The sequence below is a fragment of the Micromonospora cabrerizensis genome, from assembly GCF_022230955.1.
Classification (GTDB): domain Bacteria; phylum Actinomycetota; class Actinomycetes; order Mycobacteriales; family Micromonosporaceae; genus Micromonospora; species Micromonospora cabrerizensis.
This window is the reverse complement of sequence record NZ_JAKKFI010000047.1, coordinates 47,868-62,929: the sequence shown is the minus strand read 5'-3', so window position 1 is coordinate 62,929 and position 15,062 is coordinate 47,868. Positions and strand designations below refer to the sequence as shown.

Annotated in this window: 12 protein-coding genes; 4 read left to right on the top strand and 8 right to left on the bottom strand. The window is 71.1% G+C overall.

The genetic code is table 11. The features are described 5' to 3' along the window. Positions 1-45: 45 nt before the first annotated feature. Positions 46-1,176, top strand: a complete 1,131-nt coding sequence (locus LADH09A_RS06915) for a PP2C family protein-serine/threonine phosphatase (RefSeq protein ID WP_238644037.1) — start codon at positions 46-48, stop codon at positions 1,174-1,176. A gap of 9 nt (positions 1,177-1,185) precedes the next feature. Here the strand turns inward: LADH09A_RS06915 and LADH09A_RS06910 are convergent, their stop codons facing one another. The 8 genes from LADH09A_RS06910 to LADH09A_RS06875 all read right to left on the bottom strand — a co-directional run bounded on the left by LADH09A_RS06910 (position 1,186) and on the right by LADH09A_RS06875 (position 11,440). Beyond that, positions 1,186-2,667: a sugar transferase gene (locus tag LADH09A_RS06910; RefSeq protein ID WP_238644036.1), complete on the bottom strand. Its 1,482-nt coding sequence runs from the start codon at positions 2,665-2,667 to the stop codon at positions 1,186-1,188. A gap of 212 nt (positions 2,668-2,879) precedes the next feature. After that, the gene (locus tag LADH09A_RS06905) at positions 2,880-4,634 is read right to left on the bottom strand and encodes a substrate-binding domain-containing protein (RefSeq protein ID WP_238644035.1); all 1,755 of its coding nucleotides are present in this window, start codon (positions 4,632-4,634) and stop codon (positions 2,880-2,882) included. 158 nt (positions 4,635-4,792) lie between these two features. Then, positions 4,793-5,830, bottom strand: a complete 1,038-nt coding sequence (locus LADH09A_RS06900) for a lactonase family protein (RefSeq protein ID WP_238644034.1) — start codon at positions 5,828-5,830, stop codon at positions 4,793-4,795. A gap of 87 nt (positions 5,831-5,917) precedes the next feature. Further along, positions 5,918-6,520, bottom strand: a complete 603-nt coding sequence (locus tag LADH09A_RS06895) for a GTP-binding protein (RefSeq protein WP_238644033.1) — start codon at positions 6,518-6,520, stop codon at positions 5,918-5,920. Further along, positions 6,501-6,890: a DUF742 domain-containing protein gene (locus LADH09A_RS06890; protein ID WP_238644032.1), complete on the bottom strand. Its 390-nt coding sequence runs from the start codon at positions 6,888-6,890 to the stop codon at positions 6,501-6,503. The genes LADH09A_RS06895 and LADH09A_RS06890 overlap by 20 nt, the downstream gene beginning before the upstream one ends. Next, positions 6,880-7,302, bottom strand: coding sequence for a roadblock/LC7 domain-containing protein (locus tag LADH09A_RS06885; protein WP_179780696.1), 423 nt, complete (start codon positions 7,300-7,302; stop codon positions 6,880-6,882). The genes LADH09A_RS06890 and LADH09A_RS06885 overlap by 11 nt, the downstream gene beginning before the upstream one ends. Positions 7,303-7,314: 12 nt before the next feature. Beyond that, entirely contained in the window at positions 7,315-9,693 is a 2,379-nt protein-coding gene (locus tag LADH09A_RS06880) for a sensor histidine kinase (protein WP_238644031.1), read from the bottom strand. Between the two features lie 259 nt (positions 9,694-9,952). Then, complete coding sequence (locus tag LADH09A_RS06875) at positions 9,953-11,440, bottom strand: catalase (protein ID WP_238644030.1); 1,488 nt, start codon at positions 11,438-11,440, stop codon at positions 9,953-9,955. Positions 11,441-11,578: 138 nt separating this feature from the next. On the opposite strand from LADH09A_RS06875, the gene LADH09A_RS06870 reads away from it, so the two are divergent. From LADH09A_RS06870 to LADH09A_RS06860, 3 genes are all read left to right on the top strand, one after another. Beyond that, positions 11,579-12,169: a hypothetical protein gene (locus LADH09A_RS06870; protein ID WP_238644029.1), complete on the top strand. Its 591-nt coding sequence runs from the start codon at positions 11,579-11,581 to the stop codon at positions 12,167-12,169. An 11-nt stretch (positions 12,170-12,180) separates the two neighbouring features. Further along, positions 12,181-13,212, top strand: coding sequence for a hypothetical protein (locus LADH09A_RS32045; protein WP_238644028.1), 1,032 nt, complete (start codon positions 12,181-12,183; stop codon positions 13,210-13,212). 182 nt (positions 13,213-13,394) lie between these two features. Beyond that, positions 13,395-15,053, top strand: a complete 1,659-nt coding sequence (locus tag LADH09A_RS06860; RefSeq protein ID WP_238644026.1) for a sodium:solute symporter family protein — start codon at positions 13,395-13,397, stop codon at positions 15,051-15,053. The last annotated feature ends 9 nt before the right edge of the window (positions 15,054-15,062 follow it).

The window sequence follows — 15,062 nt, the reverse complement described above, 5'->3', positions numbered from 1 at the left end:
GTACTCCGAACCCGCTGGTAGTCGAGCTTGAGCAAGGGAGCGACGATGAGCGAACCGGTCAATCAGGCACGGCGCGCCCTGAACCAGACACCGGCCGACCGGCTCGTGGGCGGTGTCGGGGACGTGCTCGACCGGTCGTACGGGATCACCGACGTCGAGCTGTACCAGGTCGACTACCGGCTCTCGGAGCTTCTGCCGCTCGGCGAAGGAGAGCCGGTCACCAGCCCCGGGCACCCCGCCTGGCGGGCCTTCGACCACCAGTCACCGATCGTCACCGACGGCACCGGGTGGTTCCCGGTCACGATGCGTGGCGAGCGGCGGGGAGTGTTGTGCCTGTCGCCCGTCCCGGACGACCCGGACGTCGTCACCGCGCTCGCCGAGATCGCCACGGCGCTCGCCCACGAGGTGGCGGCGGTGTCCGCCGGCACCGACGTCTACCGGGCGGCGCGACGCGCACAGCGCCTCACCCTGGCCGCCGAGATGCAGTGGGACCTGCTCCCCGGCCGTAGCCGGATCCGACCCTCGTTCAGCCTCGCCGGGCAGTTGGAGCCGGCGTACACGGTGCGCGGTGACAGCTTCGACTGGTCCGACGACGGGGAGCGGCTCTGGCTGTCCACCGTCAACGGCACCGGTGAGGGCGTCGCCGCCTCCCTGCTGACCTCGTTGGCCACCCACGCGCTGCGCAACGCGCGCCGGGCCGGGCTGAGCCTGGCCGACCAGGCCGCCCTCGCCGACCAGGCCATCTACGACCTGTACCGGGGCGAGCAGCACCTCTCCGCGTTGCTGATGGAGCTGGACCTCCACACCGGGACGATGACCGTGGTCGACGCGGGCTCGCCCCGACTGGTCCTGCTGCGCGGCGGTGAGGTCACCGAGCAGCCCCTGGAGGCGCAGTTCCCGCTCGGCATGTTCGAGGCGACCGACTACCACGAGCAGAAGCTCCCGCTGGAGCGCGGCGATCGGCTCTTCGTCGTCAGCGACGGGGTGGTGGAGGCCACCGGGCAGCACATGCGCTACGGCGAGACGGCACTGGACCGCTTCCTGCGCCGGACCGGGCCGATGGCGCCACTGGACGCCGTCCGCTCGCTGATCGGTGACCTGCGCGCGTTCGTGGCCGGCGACCTGGTCGACGACGCGGTGGTCGTCTGCCTGGACTGGAACGGCCCGCAACCGTGACCGGTCGGGTCAGTACGCCCCGCGGCCGTTCAGCACCGCTCCGAAGGTCTTCCAGAGGATGGTGAGGTCGGCGGCGAGGGACCAGTTCTCCACGTAGTAGAGATCGAGCCGGATGCCGTCCTCCCAGCTCAGATCCGAGCGACCGCTGACCTGCCAGAGGCCGGTCATGCCGGGTTTGACCAGCAGCCGCCGGGCCACGTCGCCGTCGTAGCGGGCCACCTCCGAGGGCAGCGGCGGGCGGGGCCCGACCATGCTCATCTGGCCCAACAGCACGTTGACGAGCTGCGGCAGCTCGTCCAGTGACCACTTGCGCAGCAACCGGCCCACCCGGGTGACCCGGGGATCGTGGCGCATCTTGAACATCAGGCCGTCGGTCTCGTTGCGGGCGGTCAGCTCGGCCAGCATGGCGTCGGCGTTGACCACCATGGTGCGGAACTTGAACACGCCGAACTCCTGCCCGCCCCGGCCGACGCGGACCTGGCGGAACAGCACCGGACCCCGGCTGTCCACTTTGATGGCCAGGGCGATGAACGCGATCAGCGGCAGCAGCAGCGCCAGCGCCAGCGACGAGACGGACCGGTCGACGAGACCCTTCACCAGCTTGCGGGCCCCGCGGAACTCGGGGGCCTCGACGTGGATCAGCGGCAGGCCGGCGACCGGGCGGGTGTGGATCCGGGGGCCGGCGACGTCGGTCAGCGCGGGTGCCACGACCAGGTCGACGCCGGTTCCCTCCAGCTGCCACCCCAGGCGGCGCAGTCGGGTCGCGGTCAGCTCGCCGGACGCGGTCACCGCGACGGTGTCCGCGCCGATCGCGGTGGCCGCCTCCGGGATGCCACGGAAGGACCCCACCACCGGCACGTCGCCCAGCCGCTGCGCCACCGGTGCGAGCAGCGCGTCCGGAATGCACGCGCCGACCACCTGGTAACCGGCGTACGGCTCGCGGCGCAGCGTGTGCACCAGCTCCAACACGTGGGCGGTGTCGCCGACCACCAGCACCTTTCGGGACCACCCCGCGCCCAGCGAGCGGGCCCGGTGCAGGCGTTTACGGGCGGCGAACCGCGCCAGCTCCAGCCCGACGGTGCCCACCGCGAAGGAGATTCCGAGAAAACCCCGGGAGACGCCGAAGTCGGCGATGTAGCCGACGATGGCGATCGCACCGGCCAGTCGCAGGCTTGCGGAGCTGACCCGCCGGTACTCGTCGGCCCCGTAACCGATCACCCGGTCGTCGTAGCAGCCGAGAAACTTGAGCGAGATCAGCCAGGCCAGCACCAACCCGGGGGCGACCAGCACGTACGGGACGTCGGAGCCGGTCGGCTCGTCGTCGCCGAAGCGGGTGACGTAGCCGACGAGCAGCGCGATGATGAGGACGGTGGTGTCCAGCACCACCAGAACCCGGACGTAGGACCGTTCGTCGGCGCGTGCCACCAGCCCGGCAGGACGCCCGTTCGGCCCCGCCGACGTGGCGGGGGTCAACAGTGTCGCCGCGGTCACCGGCCCTCCCACTCTGTTCAGGATGGCCCCGGCCGACGGGTCGGTCCGGAGGCGGACCGACTATGCCGGAACAGTCGACATCCTGCCTTGACAACTATGACGACCGATTGCTTCGGACGTATTGCCGTCACTTTTCTTCAATACGGTGGCCAAAAAGGGCCTGCCACACCGGATGGACGGTACGGCAGGCCCTCTGGTGTCTGAGCGTCGGATCAGCGCGGTGCCGGCGGGCGCCGGGCGATGGCGCTGAGGAAGATGGTGCCGATCTCGCTCGGGTCCTTGGTGACGAAGACGTCGCCGCCGGTCACCTTCGTGATCGACTCCAGCTCGGCCTTGCTGACGCCCTCGCCGATGCCGATCATGATGACCTGGACCGGCCGCTCCGGGTCGGCGAGTTCCTTGAGCTTGGCGAGCAGCTGCTGCTGGCTGAGGCCGTCGTCCTCGTTCTTGCCGTCGGTGAACAGCACGATCGAGTTCACCCGGCCGGGCTGCCAGTCCTCCTGCACGGCCTGGTACGCGGCCAGCATCGTGTCGTAGAGGCCGGTGTCGCCACTGGAGGGCTTGACGGTGGCGAGCGCCGCCTCCAGCTGGGCCCGCTGGCCGGAGAGCGGCCCGATCGGGATCAGCTGTCGATAGTCACGGTTGCCGACCAGCTTGGTGGAGAAGGTCCACAGGCCGATCGACCAGGAGTCGTCGAAGAGGCCGAGGCCGCGGCGTGCCGCCTCCACGGTGACCTCCTCCCGACTCCGGTTGTTGGCGGAGGGCACCGGCTCCTTCATCGAGCCGGAGACGTCGATGACGGCCAGCATCCGACCGGACTGGGTGGCGATCGACCAGCTGGAGACGACCCGCTGGATCGCCGCCGGGTCCAGGCCACCCGCGGCGGTGCCACCGTTGGCCGGTGCGGTCGGCGCGCCGCCCGACGGGCTGGGGGCGCCCTGCGGCGCCTTGAAACCCTCACCCCAGTTGCCGTCCGGCGCGCGCAGCGACTGTGCGGCGAGCCGGTTGCGGAAGGTGGGGCTGGTGAGCAGCTCGAACAGCACCCGGGCCGCCGACGCCTTGCTCGGCTCGATGCCGGGCAGCACCGCGAACGGGTAGTCCAGCGGCATCGGCGCCGGCTCCATGTAGAGCGCGGCGAGCGGCACCGGCGGCTTCTTGCTGTTGTAGGCGATCACGTCTTCTTCGGACAGGGCCGCCGCGCCGAGGCCGCTGGCGATGGAGGTCGCGTCGTTGGCGGTGGGGAAGCGGGCCAGCAGGTCGTTGCGGAGCGAGGAGCGCCCGGTGGCCAGTGCGCGAAGCGCGCCGACGGTGTTGCGCTGGGCGTCCCCGCCAGCGCCGTTGGCGGCCGCCGTGAGCGAGAGCAGGCCGGACAGGCCTGCCGCGTCGCGGGTCGGCTCGACGATCCCGGTCCGCAGCGGCGCGCTGGTGTTGTTGACCTGCTTGAGCAGGTCGGTCCAGTTGAACTTCTTGTCCGGCCAGCCCAGCCGGGTCGCGATCGGCTCGGGCATCGCCACGACGATGGGGCTGCGCGCGATGGACGCGCCGTTGGTCGGAGCGAACGCCGTCGCGTCCTTCTTCAACCGCAGCAACCAGGTCGAGGAGTCGGGCACCCAGACGTCGGGGCTGACGGCGGTGCCGCTGGCCTGCCCCACGCCGGCCAGGACCGCACCGTGCTTCGCCGCCACCACCGCGGCCACGTCGACCGGGTCGGACGCGGAGACGTCCACCCGGATGCAGGTGGGGCCCACCGCAGCACCGTCCTTGACCCACTGGGACGCGGCAGCGTCCACCGCGGGGGCCAGCTCGGAGGCGACCGCCACGGCGAGGCGGATCTCGCCCGAGCAGTTGGGCTGGATCAACTCCCGGTAGCCGAACCACACGCCGGTCGTGACGACGAGCACCGTCGCCGTCGCGGCGGCGGCTGCTAGATGGAGTTTCGAACTCATGCGATGGCGGCCTGCTGACACGGTGACCATCTTGCGTACAAGGTGCCCTCTCTGCCACATCCGTTCGGACTAAAGTTACGCAGGAGAAACAGTTGACCACTATTTAGCGACACAGAGTGACGCAGCGGCCTCGTGGCGTTGCCGAATCAGCACCACCTTCGCGTTTCGACGCCGCCGGATCAGGGGAGCACGCACGTCGGGCTCGGCACCAGCACCGGCTCCCCCACCGCCTCCGGGACACCGGTGTCGATGTCTCGCCGGAAAACCCGCACCATGTCGGCCCGCTCGTCAGCGACGTAGAGGTGCTCACCGATCAGCGCGAAGTGCCGGGGCCACTCGCCGCCGGTGTCCACTTCGGCCACCAGCTCCGGCAGCTCCCCGGCCAGGGTGAAGACCGCCAGGGTCCCCACCCCCCGGTTGGCGACGTAGAGGAAGCGGCCGTCCGGGGCCACCGCGACCTCCGACGGCTGGACATGACCGGACCGCTCGCTGGCCTCGACCCGACCGCGCTGGTGCAACGCGCCGTCGTCGGTCAGCTCGTACGCGGTGACCGAGGCGTCCAACTCACCGACGAGGTAGCAGCGTCGTCCGTCCGGATGCCGGGCCAGGTGCCGGGGCCCGGTGCCGGGCGCCGTACGGATGCGCGGCACACGGGGCACAAGCCGCCCGGTCGCGTCGTCCAGGTCGTACCGGTAGACCGAGTCGGTGCCGAGGTCCACCGCGAGGAGCGGTGCCCGGCCGGCACCCGGCGAGACCATGTGGGCGTGCGCGCCGTCCTGGCGCTCCGGGTCGGGGCCGTGCCCCTCGTGCACGACCAGGTCGGTGCGCTCTCCGGGCACGCCCTGCGCGTCGAGCGGGAAGACCGCGACGCTGCCGCTGCCGTAGTTGGCCGCCACCAGGTGACCGCCGTCGGGCAGCACCGCCAGGTGACAGGGCTCCGCACCGCCGGTCGACCGGCTGCCGAGCGGGTCCAGCCTGCCCTCAGACCCGACCCGCCAGGCGCTGACCTCCCCGTCGGTCAGCTCGTTGACCGCGTAGAGCACCGGGTGGGTGGGGTGCCGCGCCAGGAAGGAGGGGGACGCGGTCACCGCCACCGTGCCGAGCGGGGTCAGTGCCCCCGTCGTCGGGTCGCGGTGTGCCGCGACGATGCCGCTGCCCCGCCCACCGCTCTGCGCGGTGTAACCCCCGATGTGGACAACCTCACCCTGACCACTCACGTCCGACTCCTCCGCTGGCGTCCCCCGCTGATCCAACCAGAGGCTGCCCGCGTTGCCCGGCCCTTAACCGGCTTTCCGGCCCGGATCTCAGGCCGCCGGCACCGGCTCCCCGCGCTGCCGGGCCACATGCTCGACCAGAGAGATCAACACCATCTTCCCGGACTGCCGGTCCCGGGCGTCGCAGAGCACCATCGGCACGTCCGGGTCCAGGTCTAGCGCCCGGCGTACGGTCTCCAGGTTGAACCGGCGCGAGTCGTCGAAGCAGTTCACCCCCACCACGAACGGGATGCCCCGCTGCTCGAAGTAGTCGATGGAGGGGAAGCAGTCCGCCAGTCGACGGGTGTCGGCGAGCACCACCGCACCGAGCGCACCGAAGGCCAGCTCGTCCCAGAGGAACCAGAACCGGTCCTGACCGGGGGTGCCGAACAGGTAGACCTGGAGGTCCTCGTTGATGGTGATCCGGCCGAAGTCCATCGCCACCGTGGTGGTCGACTTGCCCTCCACCCCGGAGATGTCGTCGGTGCCGATCCCGGCACCGGTCAGCACCTCCTCGGTCTGCAACGGGCGGACCTCGCTCAGGGCGCTCACCAACGTCGTCTTGCCAGCCCCGAAGCCTCCCGCGATGAGGATCTTCAGTGCCAGCGGGATCGTGGTGCTGGTGCCCACATGGTCATAGCGCACGGAGTCCACTGACCACCGCCTTGAGGATGTCGTCGTCGGGAAGGATGCCGGCTGCCGGCGGCTCGTGCACCGCGACCAGGCCTTCAGCCAGGAGATCACCGAGCAGGACCCGCACCACACCGACCGCGAGGTCCAGCTCGGATGCCAACTCGGCCACCGACACCGGCCGGCGGGACAACGTGACCAGCCGTCGGTGCTCCGGCAGCAGGTGCGGGTGGCTCGCCGCGTCGACGTCCGATCCGGCCAGCACGAACGCGACCAGGTTGAAACCGTCGACGGCGGAGCGTACCCGCCCTCTGGTGAGTGTGTACGGCCGCACTACCGGGCCGGCGTCGCTGTCCAGCCACTCGTGCTGCGGCCCGGGCGGCTCAGTCCGCATCACCGGTTCCCACCGACGATCGGGCCGGCGCGGCGAGGCTCTCCCCCACCCGGATGACCAGCATCGCCATCTCGTACGCGACCAGCCCGATGTCCGCGTCCGCGTCGCTCACCACCGCCAGGCAGGCACCCTGCCCGGCTGCGGTGACGAAGAGGTACGCCGATTCCATCTCCACGACGGTCTGGCGGACCGGGCCGCCGTCCACGTGACGGCTGGCGCCTCGGGCCAGGCTGGAGAAGCCGGCAGCGAGGGCACAGAGGTGCTCCGCGTCGGAGCGCTCCAACTCGGCCGAGCAGCCGAGCAGCAGACCGTCGGCGGAGAGCACGACCGCCTCCCGGGCGGCCGGGACCCGTTGCACCAGCTCGTCGAGCAACCAGTCGAGGCCGGCGCTCTGCTTCGTCGAATGCCGCACTAGGCGTCCCTCTCAGTCGCGGTTGGGGAGTTCGGCGGTCGTCGCCGGGTCGGTGGGGTCAGCGGTGGCCGCCGGGCCGCTCGGCGCCGGCGAGGTGATCACGGTGGCGCGTCCGCGTGCCGTGCCGGCCTGGAGGGCGGCCATCACTCGGCGGACCTCCTCCGGGGATCGGGGCGAGGGGGTGTCGGTGACGGTCGACCGGGGCTGGGCGACGGGAGTGTGGCGTCGCACCCGGCGGGGCAGGCCGTCCAGCCCGTCGTCGGCCGCACCGGCGGACGATTGCGCCCCCGCGTCGCCGGTCCCGTTCGGCGCGGACGCGCCCGAGGTCGCCGCCCCGGTGGTGGAGGCAGGTGACGGCGGGCCGGCGGGCGGTGTGGCGGCGGCGGGCGGGGACGTGGACGGGCGGGTGCGTGCGCGGGGCACGCTGCCGCGGCGTACCGGGCGCGCCAGCCGTCGACCCGCGTCGGCCGGGGCGGCACCCAGGGTGGCGGGGTCGGGGCCGGCCGGAGGCTCGGTGGTGACGAGGTCGCTGGGGATCAGGACCACCGCGGTCGTTCCACCCTTGCCGGAGGGTCGCAACCGCACCCGTACGTGGTGCCGGGCCGCCAGCCGGGCCACCACGAACAGCCCCAGTCGCGCGCTCTGCGCCGGGTCGAACTCGGGCGAGCTGGCCAGTCGGGTGTTGGCGGTCTCCAACGCCGCCTCGGACATGCCCAGCCCCTGGTCGGTGATCTCCAGGGCGTACCCGTTGGCCACCTGTTCCCCGACGATGGTGACCCGGGTGTCCGGCGGGGAGAAGGCGGTGGCGTTCTCGACCAGCTCGGCCAGCAGGTGGATGACGTCGCCGACGGCCCGGCCCAGCACTCCGGCCGACTGCGTGGCGGTGATGTCCACCCGGTCGTACGCCTCGACCTCGGAGATCGCGCCACGGACCAGGTCGACCATCGCGACGGGGTTGCGCCACCCTCGGCCGGGCGCGGAGCCAGCGAGGATGACCAGGTCCTCGGCGTGCCGGCGCAGGCGGGTCGCCAGGTGGTCGACCTGGAACAGCTCGGCCAGCTCGTCCGGGTCCTCCGCGCGCCGCTCCATCCGGTCGAGCAGGTGCAGCTGACGGTGCACCAGGCTCTGGCTGCGTCGGGCGATGTTGAGGAAGACCTCGTTGAGCCCGCGACGCAGGGTGACCTCGTCCACCGCGGCCTGGACGGCGGTGCGCTGCACCTCGGTGAAGGCGCGCCCGACCTCGCCGATCTCGTCGTTGCCGTATTCCAGTGGGGGCGCCTCCCGGGCGACGTCGACCTGCTCACCTCGGCGCAGTCGGGCCACCACGTCCGGCAGACGGTGCTCGGCCAGCTCCAGGGCGGCGGTGCGGACCCCGCTGAGCCGTCGGACCAGGGTGCGGCCGACCCGCACCGCCACCAGCACCGAGATCACCACGGCGGCGAGACCGAGCACCCCGGCGGCGGCCAGCCGGACCAGGATGCGGACCGCCATCGGCACCGAGCGGTCGGTGAGACCGTCGGCCTCGGCCAGCTCGAAGTCCCGCAGCTGCTGCTGTACGGCGTCGTGGCTGGCCTGCCACGACGCCGCGTCGACCGGTGGCCGGCCGGGCCTGCTGGCCGCGACCAGCGCGTCCTGCATGGCGCGCAGGCTGGTGAACGCGGGGCTCTCGGTCAGTCGCTGGTACGCGACGCGCCCGGCCTGGGGCAGGTCGGCCACGGCGTTCTCGGTGAGCCACCGTTGGTTGCCGATGGACTGCACGAGCTGGGCATGTTCCCCGTCGGCGAAGCGGCCGACGGTCAGCACGCCGGCCAGCATGGCGTCGGTCTGCCCGAGCATCTCCCGGGATCGGCCCAGCGCGGTGAGTGCCAGCGCCTGCCGGTTGATGTCGGGATCGGTCAGGGTGGCCATCGCGGAGAACGCCTGGAAGGCCGCGGTGACCATGCCGCTGTAGAGGCCGATCGCGCCGGGCCGGTCCATCATCCGGTCGTCGATGAAGTCCCGGCCGGTCGGCAGCGCCGCCAGGGCGGTGACCAGCCGGTCGACGCGGTCCTCCAGCAGGTCGTTGGCGGCGTCGCGCAACGCCTCGCCGTCGACCCGGCGACGCAGCTCGGCGACCGCGCGATCGGTGCGCTGACGCTGCTCGGCCAGGGCCGGCAGGTCGGTCCTGCCGGCGAGCTGCACCACCGAGAGGCGGCGTTCCCGCTGCAACTCGGTGACCACGGCCTCGCCGGGGCGGCCCAGGTCGTACAGCAGGGTGCGGGCGGAGAGCAGATTGAGGGCAGGACCGAAGGTCAGGGTGGTCGCGAAGATCCACAAAGCCAGGAGGGCGCTCACCGGCGCGACGACCAACGCGGTCAGCTTCGAGCGGATCGGCCAGTCGCGGGTTCTCATCAGACCTCGCCCGTACAGGGGTGGCAGGAGGGGTGCCGGCACCGCCGGGCAACGCGTCGGCCGGTTGCGTGCCCGGCGTCGACGTCGGGCACCAGCGCGGGCGCCTTGGGCAGGATACGTAATCAAGGCCCGTTGCACTACCGCCCGTCGCGTCTGGATCGACGCTCCGAGACACGCCCCGGCGAAGGGGGGTGCCCGGCCGGCAGACGGCGTACGCCCCGCTGGCGCACCGGCGGGGCGTACGTCGTGCTGGGCAAGGTCAGGCGTTGTCGGCGATGCCGAGCCCTTCGGCGACCCGCCGGCCGTAGGCGTCGTCGCACTGGCTGAAGTGCCAGACCATCTTCTCCTGGATCTGCTTGTCGCACTGACCCAGCAGGTTGATCATGTTCTTCACCAGGTCGTCGCGTTCCCACTGCGGCATGGTGCGGAAGCGCTCACCGGCCTGGGCGTAGTTGTTCTGCCGCTCGATGGGCGCTCGCATGACCCGACCCGAGACGAACGGCTGGTATTCCCGGTACGACTCGTCAGCCTGCTGGAGACCGGCCACCGTGGACGGCTCGAAGTTGATGTGTGGGTTGCCGCCCCGGCTGTCCACCCCGTACGCCATCTGACCACCGTCCTGGTTGGTGCTCACCTGGACGTCCTCGCGGGGCGCGTTGATCGGCAACTGGAGGTAGTTCGGGCCGACCCGGTAGCGCTGGGTGTCCGAGTAGGAGAAGGTGCGCCCGACCAGCATCTTGTCGTCGGAGAAGTCCAGGCCGTCGACCAGCACGCCGGTGCCGAACGCGATCTGCTCGTTCTCGTTGTGGAAATTGCTGACGTTGCGGTTGAGCGTCATCAGGCCGACCGGGCGCAGTGGGAACACGTCCTCGGGCCAGGTCTTGGTGTCGTCCAGCGGGTCGAAGTCCAGCTCCGGGTGCTCGTCGTCGCTCATGATCTGGACGTTCAGCTCCCACTGTGGGTACTCGCCGCGCTCGATCGCCTCGTAGAGGTCCTTGGAGGCGTGGCCCAGCTCGCTCGCCTGGATGGCGGCGGCCTGCTCCTCGGTCAGCGACTCGATGCCCTGCCGCGACTTCCAGTGGTACTTGACCAGCACGCCCTCGCCTGCGGCGTTGACCATGCGGTACGTGTTCACGCCGAAGCCGTCCTGCGTCCGGTAGTTGGCCGGGATGCCGCGCGGGCTGAACAGCCAGGTCAGCATGTGCATCGACTCGGGGGTGTTGGACATGAAGTCGAAGATCCGGTTCGGTTCCTGACGGAAGGTCACCGGGTCCGGCTTCAACGAGTGGATGACGTCGGGGAACTTGATCGCGTCCCGGATGAAGAAGACCGGCAGGTTGTTGCCGACCAGGTCCCAGTTGCCGTCCTCGGTGCGGAACTTCACCGCGAAGCCACGCGGGTCGCGGGTGGCCTCGGAGGAGTCCCGGCCGCCGATGACGGTGGAGAAGCGGAGGCTGACCGGGGTCTTCGTGCCCCGCGTCTGGAACAGCTTGGCCCGGGTGTAGGTCGCGGCCGGCTCGTCGCCGATCGTCCCGTACGCCTCGAACTCGCCGTGCGCGACGAAACCGCGCGCGTGCACCACCCGCTCGGGGATCCGCTCCCGGTCGAAGTGGCTGATCTTCTCCAGGAAGTGGTAGTTCTCCAGCGTCGCGGGCCCCCGGGAGCCAACCGTCCGCTGCTGCTGGTTGTTGTGCACGGGGTGACCCTGCCGGGTGGTGAGGATCGGCTTGCTGGTCTGTGGGTGCATCGCCCCACCCAACCGCCTTTTCTGGAATGAGTCAAGTTTCAGTGTGGTGGTGAACTGCGTCTCTCGTCAGGAAAGTGTCCCGGATCGGGATTGGCGATCAGTGTGCGGAGGGAATACCAGGTGACGAAGGAGGAGCCCATGTCGCCCACTCAGGTAATCGTCATCGTGCTCGTCGTGCTGGTGATCATCGCGGCGGCCGTGGCCGCCCGGTCACTCGGCCGCCGTCGCGCGCTGCGCAGCAAGTTCGGGCCGGAGTACGACCGGGTGGTGTCGGAGCAGGACAGCCGGACCGCCGCGGAGCGCGAGCTGCGCGATCGGGAACGCCGGCACGCCGAGCTCTCACTCACCCCGCTCAGCCCCGAGTCCCGGGCCCGCTACAGCGCCGCCTGGGAGGAACTCCAGATCCGCTTCATCGACTCGCCCGGCGAGACCGTCGGCGACGCGGACGAACTGGTCACCCGGCTCATCGAGGAGCGGGGCTACCCGACCGGCGACTTCTCCGACCAGATCGCCCACCTCTCCGTCGAGCACGCCCGCACGCTGACCAACTACCGGGACGCGCACGACATCCACCTGCGCAACACCCGGGGCGAGGCCAGCACCGAGGAGCTCCGGCAGGCGGTCGTCCACTACCGGGCACTCTTCGCCGACCTGCTCGGCGAGGAACCGCTCGGCCACAGCACTCCCGAACAGCGCCACCACCCGGACCACGACGCCACGAGCCGCTGAGGAGGCCACCGATGCGCCAGGAAGAGCAGCAGGTGAGCAACGACCACCCGGAGGCCGTCCGGTCCGCGCCCGTGCCGGTACCCCCGGCCGGCGACCGGGCCGGCCGCTCCGACGTACCGGAGGACGCCCTCGACGAGCGGGGCACCTTCGACGAGCGGGGCACCGACCCGGACTGGACGAACGACACCGACCGGACGAACGACGCCGAACGGGATGCCGCGTACGACCCGGTCGACGAGCGGGCCGACGACGCCGACCCACGCCACCGGCGGGACGGCCGGTCCACCGACGAGGGCGGTTTCCACGAGCCGGGGCCGCTGCCGACGGCGTTCGGCGCCACCACGGTGGCCGACGCGGTGGCCGCCTCCGCGCTGGCCAGCCCGCGTCCGCAGGACCAGCCGGACCCCCGGGCCGAGCGGACCGCCCAGCCGGGCGACGGCGCCGAGGACGGTGAGCGTGAGGGTCTGCGCGCCGACCCCACCGCCGAGCTGCACCGCCGCGACACGGATGTCGACGACGACGCGGACCTCGACGCCCGCGCCGACGCGGACACGTCCGCACGGACCGTCGTGGCGCCGGGCAGCACGGACGGCGCCCCCGAGCGGCGCGACGACCTGACCGGCGACCCGGACGTCGGCGCGGCCGGCTACGGCAGCGCCACGCCGGAGATGGTCGACCCGGACGCGGACGGCGAACCGGTCCCCGCCGACGGCACCAACACCTCGCTGGAGTCCGCCGGGACGTCGCGGCCCATCGGGTCGACCGTCGCGGCCGAGCCGGCCACGCTCCTGGACACGGACACCGCGCAGGGCTTCCGGGACCGCTGGCGGGACGTCCAGCTGCGCTTCGTCGACGATCCGCACGCGGCAGCCGGCGAGGCGCAGTCGCTGGTGGAGGAGGCCATCCAGGCCCTCTCCTCGGCGCTGGCCGCGCAGAAGAACACGCTGGGCGGGTGGCAGGACGCCGGCTCGGCCGACACCGAGCAACTGCGCATGGCGGTGCGCAACTACCGGGACTTCCTGGACCGCGTACTGGGTCGCTGAGTCTCACGATCGAGGAGGGCGCTCCGGCCGGACGGCCGGGGCGCCCTCTGTCGTCGGCAGCCTGCCAGAGCGCCCGAGCGGGGCCGAACACACCGAACCCGTCCGGCGGGAGTGAAACTGCCCCCCGGGGGTAATAGGGCGCGCGGCACACAGCGCGGGCGTTCGGGACGAGGGGTGACGGGATGGACGGCGACGGTCTTCGGCTCAACATGAACGGGTTGGACTACCTGATCCTGGCGCTGTACTTCGTCACCGTCCTCGGGGTCGGCTTCGCCGCGCGCCGGGCCATCAAGACCAGCGTCGACTTCTTCCTCTCCGGCCGGTCCCTGCCGGCCTGGGTGACCGGTCTCGCCTTCGTCTCGGCGAACCTGGGCGCGTTGGAGATCATCGGAATGGCCGCGAACGGGGCCCAGTACGGTGTGATGACGGTCCACTACTACTGGATCGGCGCGGTCCCGGCCATGGTCTTCCTGGGCATCGTGATGATGCCCTTCTACTACGGCTCCAAGGTCCGCAGCGTGCCGGAATACCTGCGGTTGCGGTTCAACCGCCCCACCCACCTGCTCAACGCGCTCAGCTTCGCCGTCGCCCAGGTGCTGATCGCCGGGGTGAACCTCTACGCGCTTGCCCTCGTCATGCAGGCGCTGCTCGGTTGGCCGCTCTGGACGGCGATCGTGGTCGGCGCGGCGATCGTGCTGGCGTACATCACCATCGGCGGCCTGTCCGGGGCGATCTACAACGAGGTGCTCCAGTTCTTCGTCATCCTGGCCGGTCTCATCCCGGTCACCGTGATCGGCCTGGTCAAGGTCGGCGGGTGGAACGGTCTGATGGACGCGGTCGGCGACACCAAACTCGGCGAGGCGGGCCTGCACGCGTGGCAGGACACCGGCAGCACCGCCAACCCGCTCGGCGCGCACTGGATCGGCATCGTCTTCGGCCTGGGCTTCGTGCTGTCGTTCGGCTACTGGACGACCAACTTCGCCGAGGTGCAGCGCGCGCTCTCGGCCAAGAACATGAGCGCCGCCCGGCGTACGCCGATCATCGCCGCGTACCCGAAGCTGTTCATCCCCCTGGTCACGGTGATCCCCGGCCTGGTGGCCCTGGTCACGGTCAAGGGGCTCGGCGCGGAGAGCGGCGACCTCCAGTACAACAACGCCATCCCGCTGCTGATGCGCGACCTGCTCCCCAACGGCGTGCTCGGGGTGGCGGTCACCGGCCTGCTCGCCTCGTTCATGGCCGGCATGGCGGCCAACGTGAGCGGCTTCAACACCGTCTTCACCTACGACATCTGGCAGGCGTACGTCCGGCCCGGGCGGTCCGACGAGCACTACCTGAAGGTCGGCCGGTGGGCGACGGTCGCCGCGGTGGTGATCGGGATCGGCACCGCGTTCATCGCGGCCGGGTTCAGCAACATCATGAACTACATCCAGGCGCTCTTCTCCGTCTTCAACGCGCCGCTGTTCGCCACCTTCATCATCGGCATGTTCTGGAAGCGGATGACGGCGCTGGCCGGCTTCTGGTCGCTGTTGCTGGGCACCCTGGTGTCGCTGAGCCTCTACCTGCTCTACAAGGGCGGAGTGATCCACTTCAACTCCGACCTGGAGGAGAGCTTCTGGGGTGCCGGCCTCGCATTCGTCACGGCGGTGGTGGTCGCCGCGATCATCACCCCGCTCACCGCGCCCAAGCGCGACGAGGAGCTGCGCGGGCTGGTCTACGGCATGGGTGGCATCGACCTGAAGGGCGACGTGCTCGCCGGCGACGCCGTCTGGTACCGCTCTCCCGTGCTCCTCGGCGTGATCGCGGTCGCGCTGGCCGCCCTCTTCTACATCCCGGTCTTCTAGGAAAGGGGT

What these genes read in the sequence shown, in the direction of transcription:
- LADH09A_RS06915 (WP_238644037.1), top strand. Translation starts at nt 46, where the DNA reads ATGAGCGAACCGGTCAATCAGGCACGGCGCGCCCTGAACCAGACACCG.
- LADH09A_RS06890 (WP_238644032.1), bottom strand. Translation starts at nt 6,890, where the DNA reads ATGCGGACTGAGCCGCCCGGGCCGCAGCACGAGTGGCTGGACAGCGAC.
- LADH09A_RS06880 (WP_238644031.1), bottom strand. Translation starts at nt 9,693, where the DNA reads ATGAGAACCCGCGACTGGCCGATCCGCTCGAAGCTGACCGCGTTGGTC.
- LADH09A_RS06875 (WP_238644030.1), bottom strand. Translation starts at nt 11,440, where the DNA reads ATGCACCCACAGACCAGCAAGCCGATCCTCACCACCCGGCAGGGTCAC.
- LADH09A_RS06870 (WP_238644029.1), top strand. Translation starts at nt 11,579, where the DNA reads ATGTCGCCCACTCAGGTAATCGTCATCGTGCTCGTCGTGCTGGTGATC.
- LADH09A_RS32045 (WP_238644028.1), top strand. Translation starts at nt 12,181, where the DNA reads ATGCGCCAGGAAGAGCAGCAGGTGAGCAACGACCACCCGGAGGCCGTC.
- LADH09A_RS06860 (WP_238644026.1), top strand. Translation starts at nt 13,395, where the DNA reads ATGGACGGCGACGGTCTTCGGCTCAACATGAACGGGTTGGACTACCTG.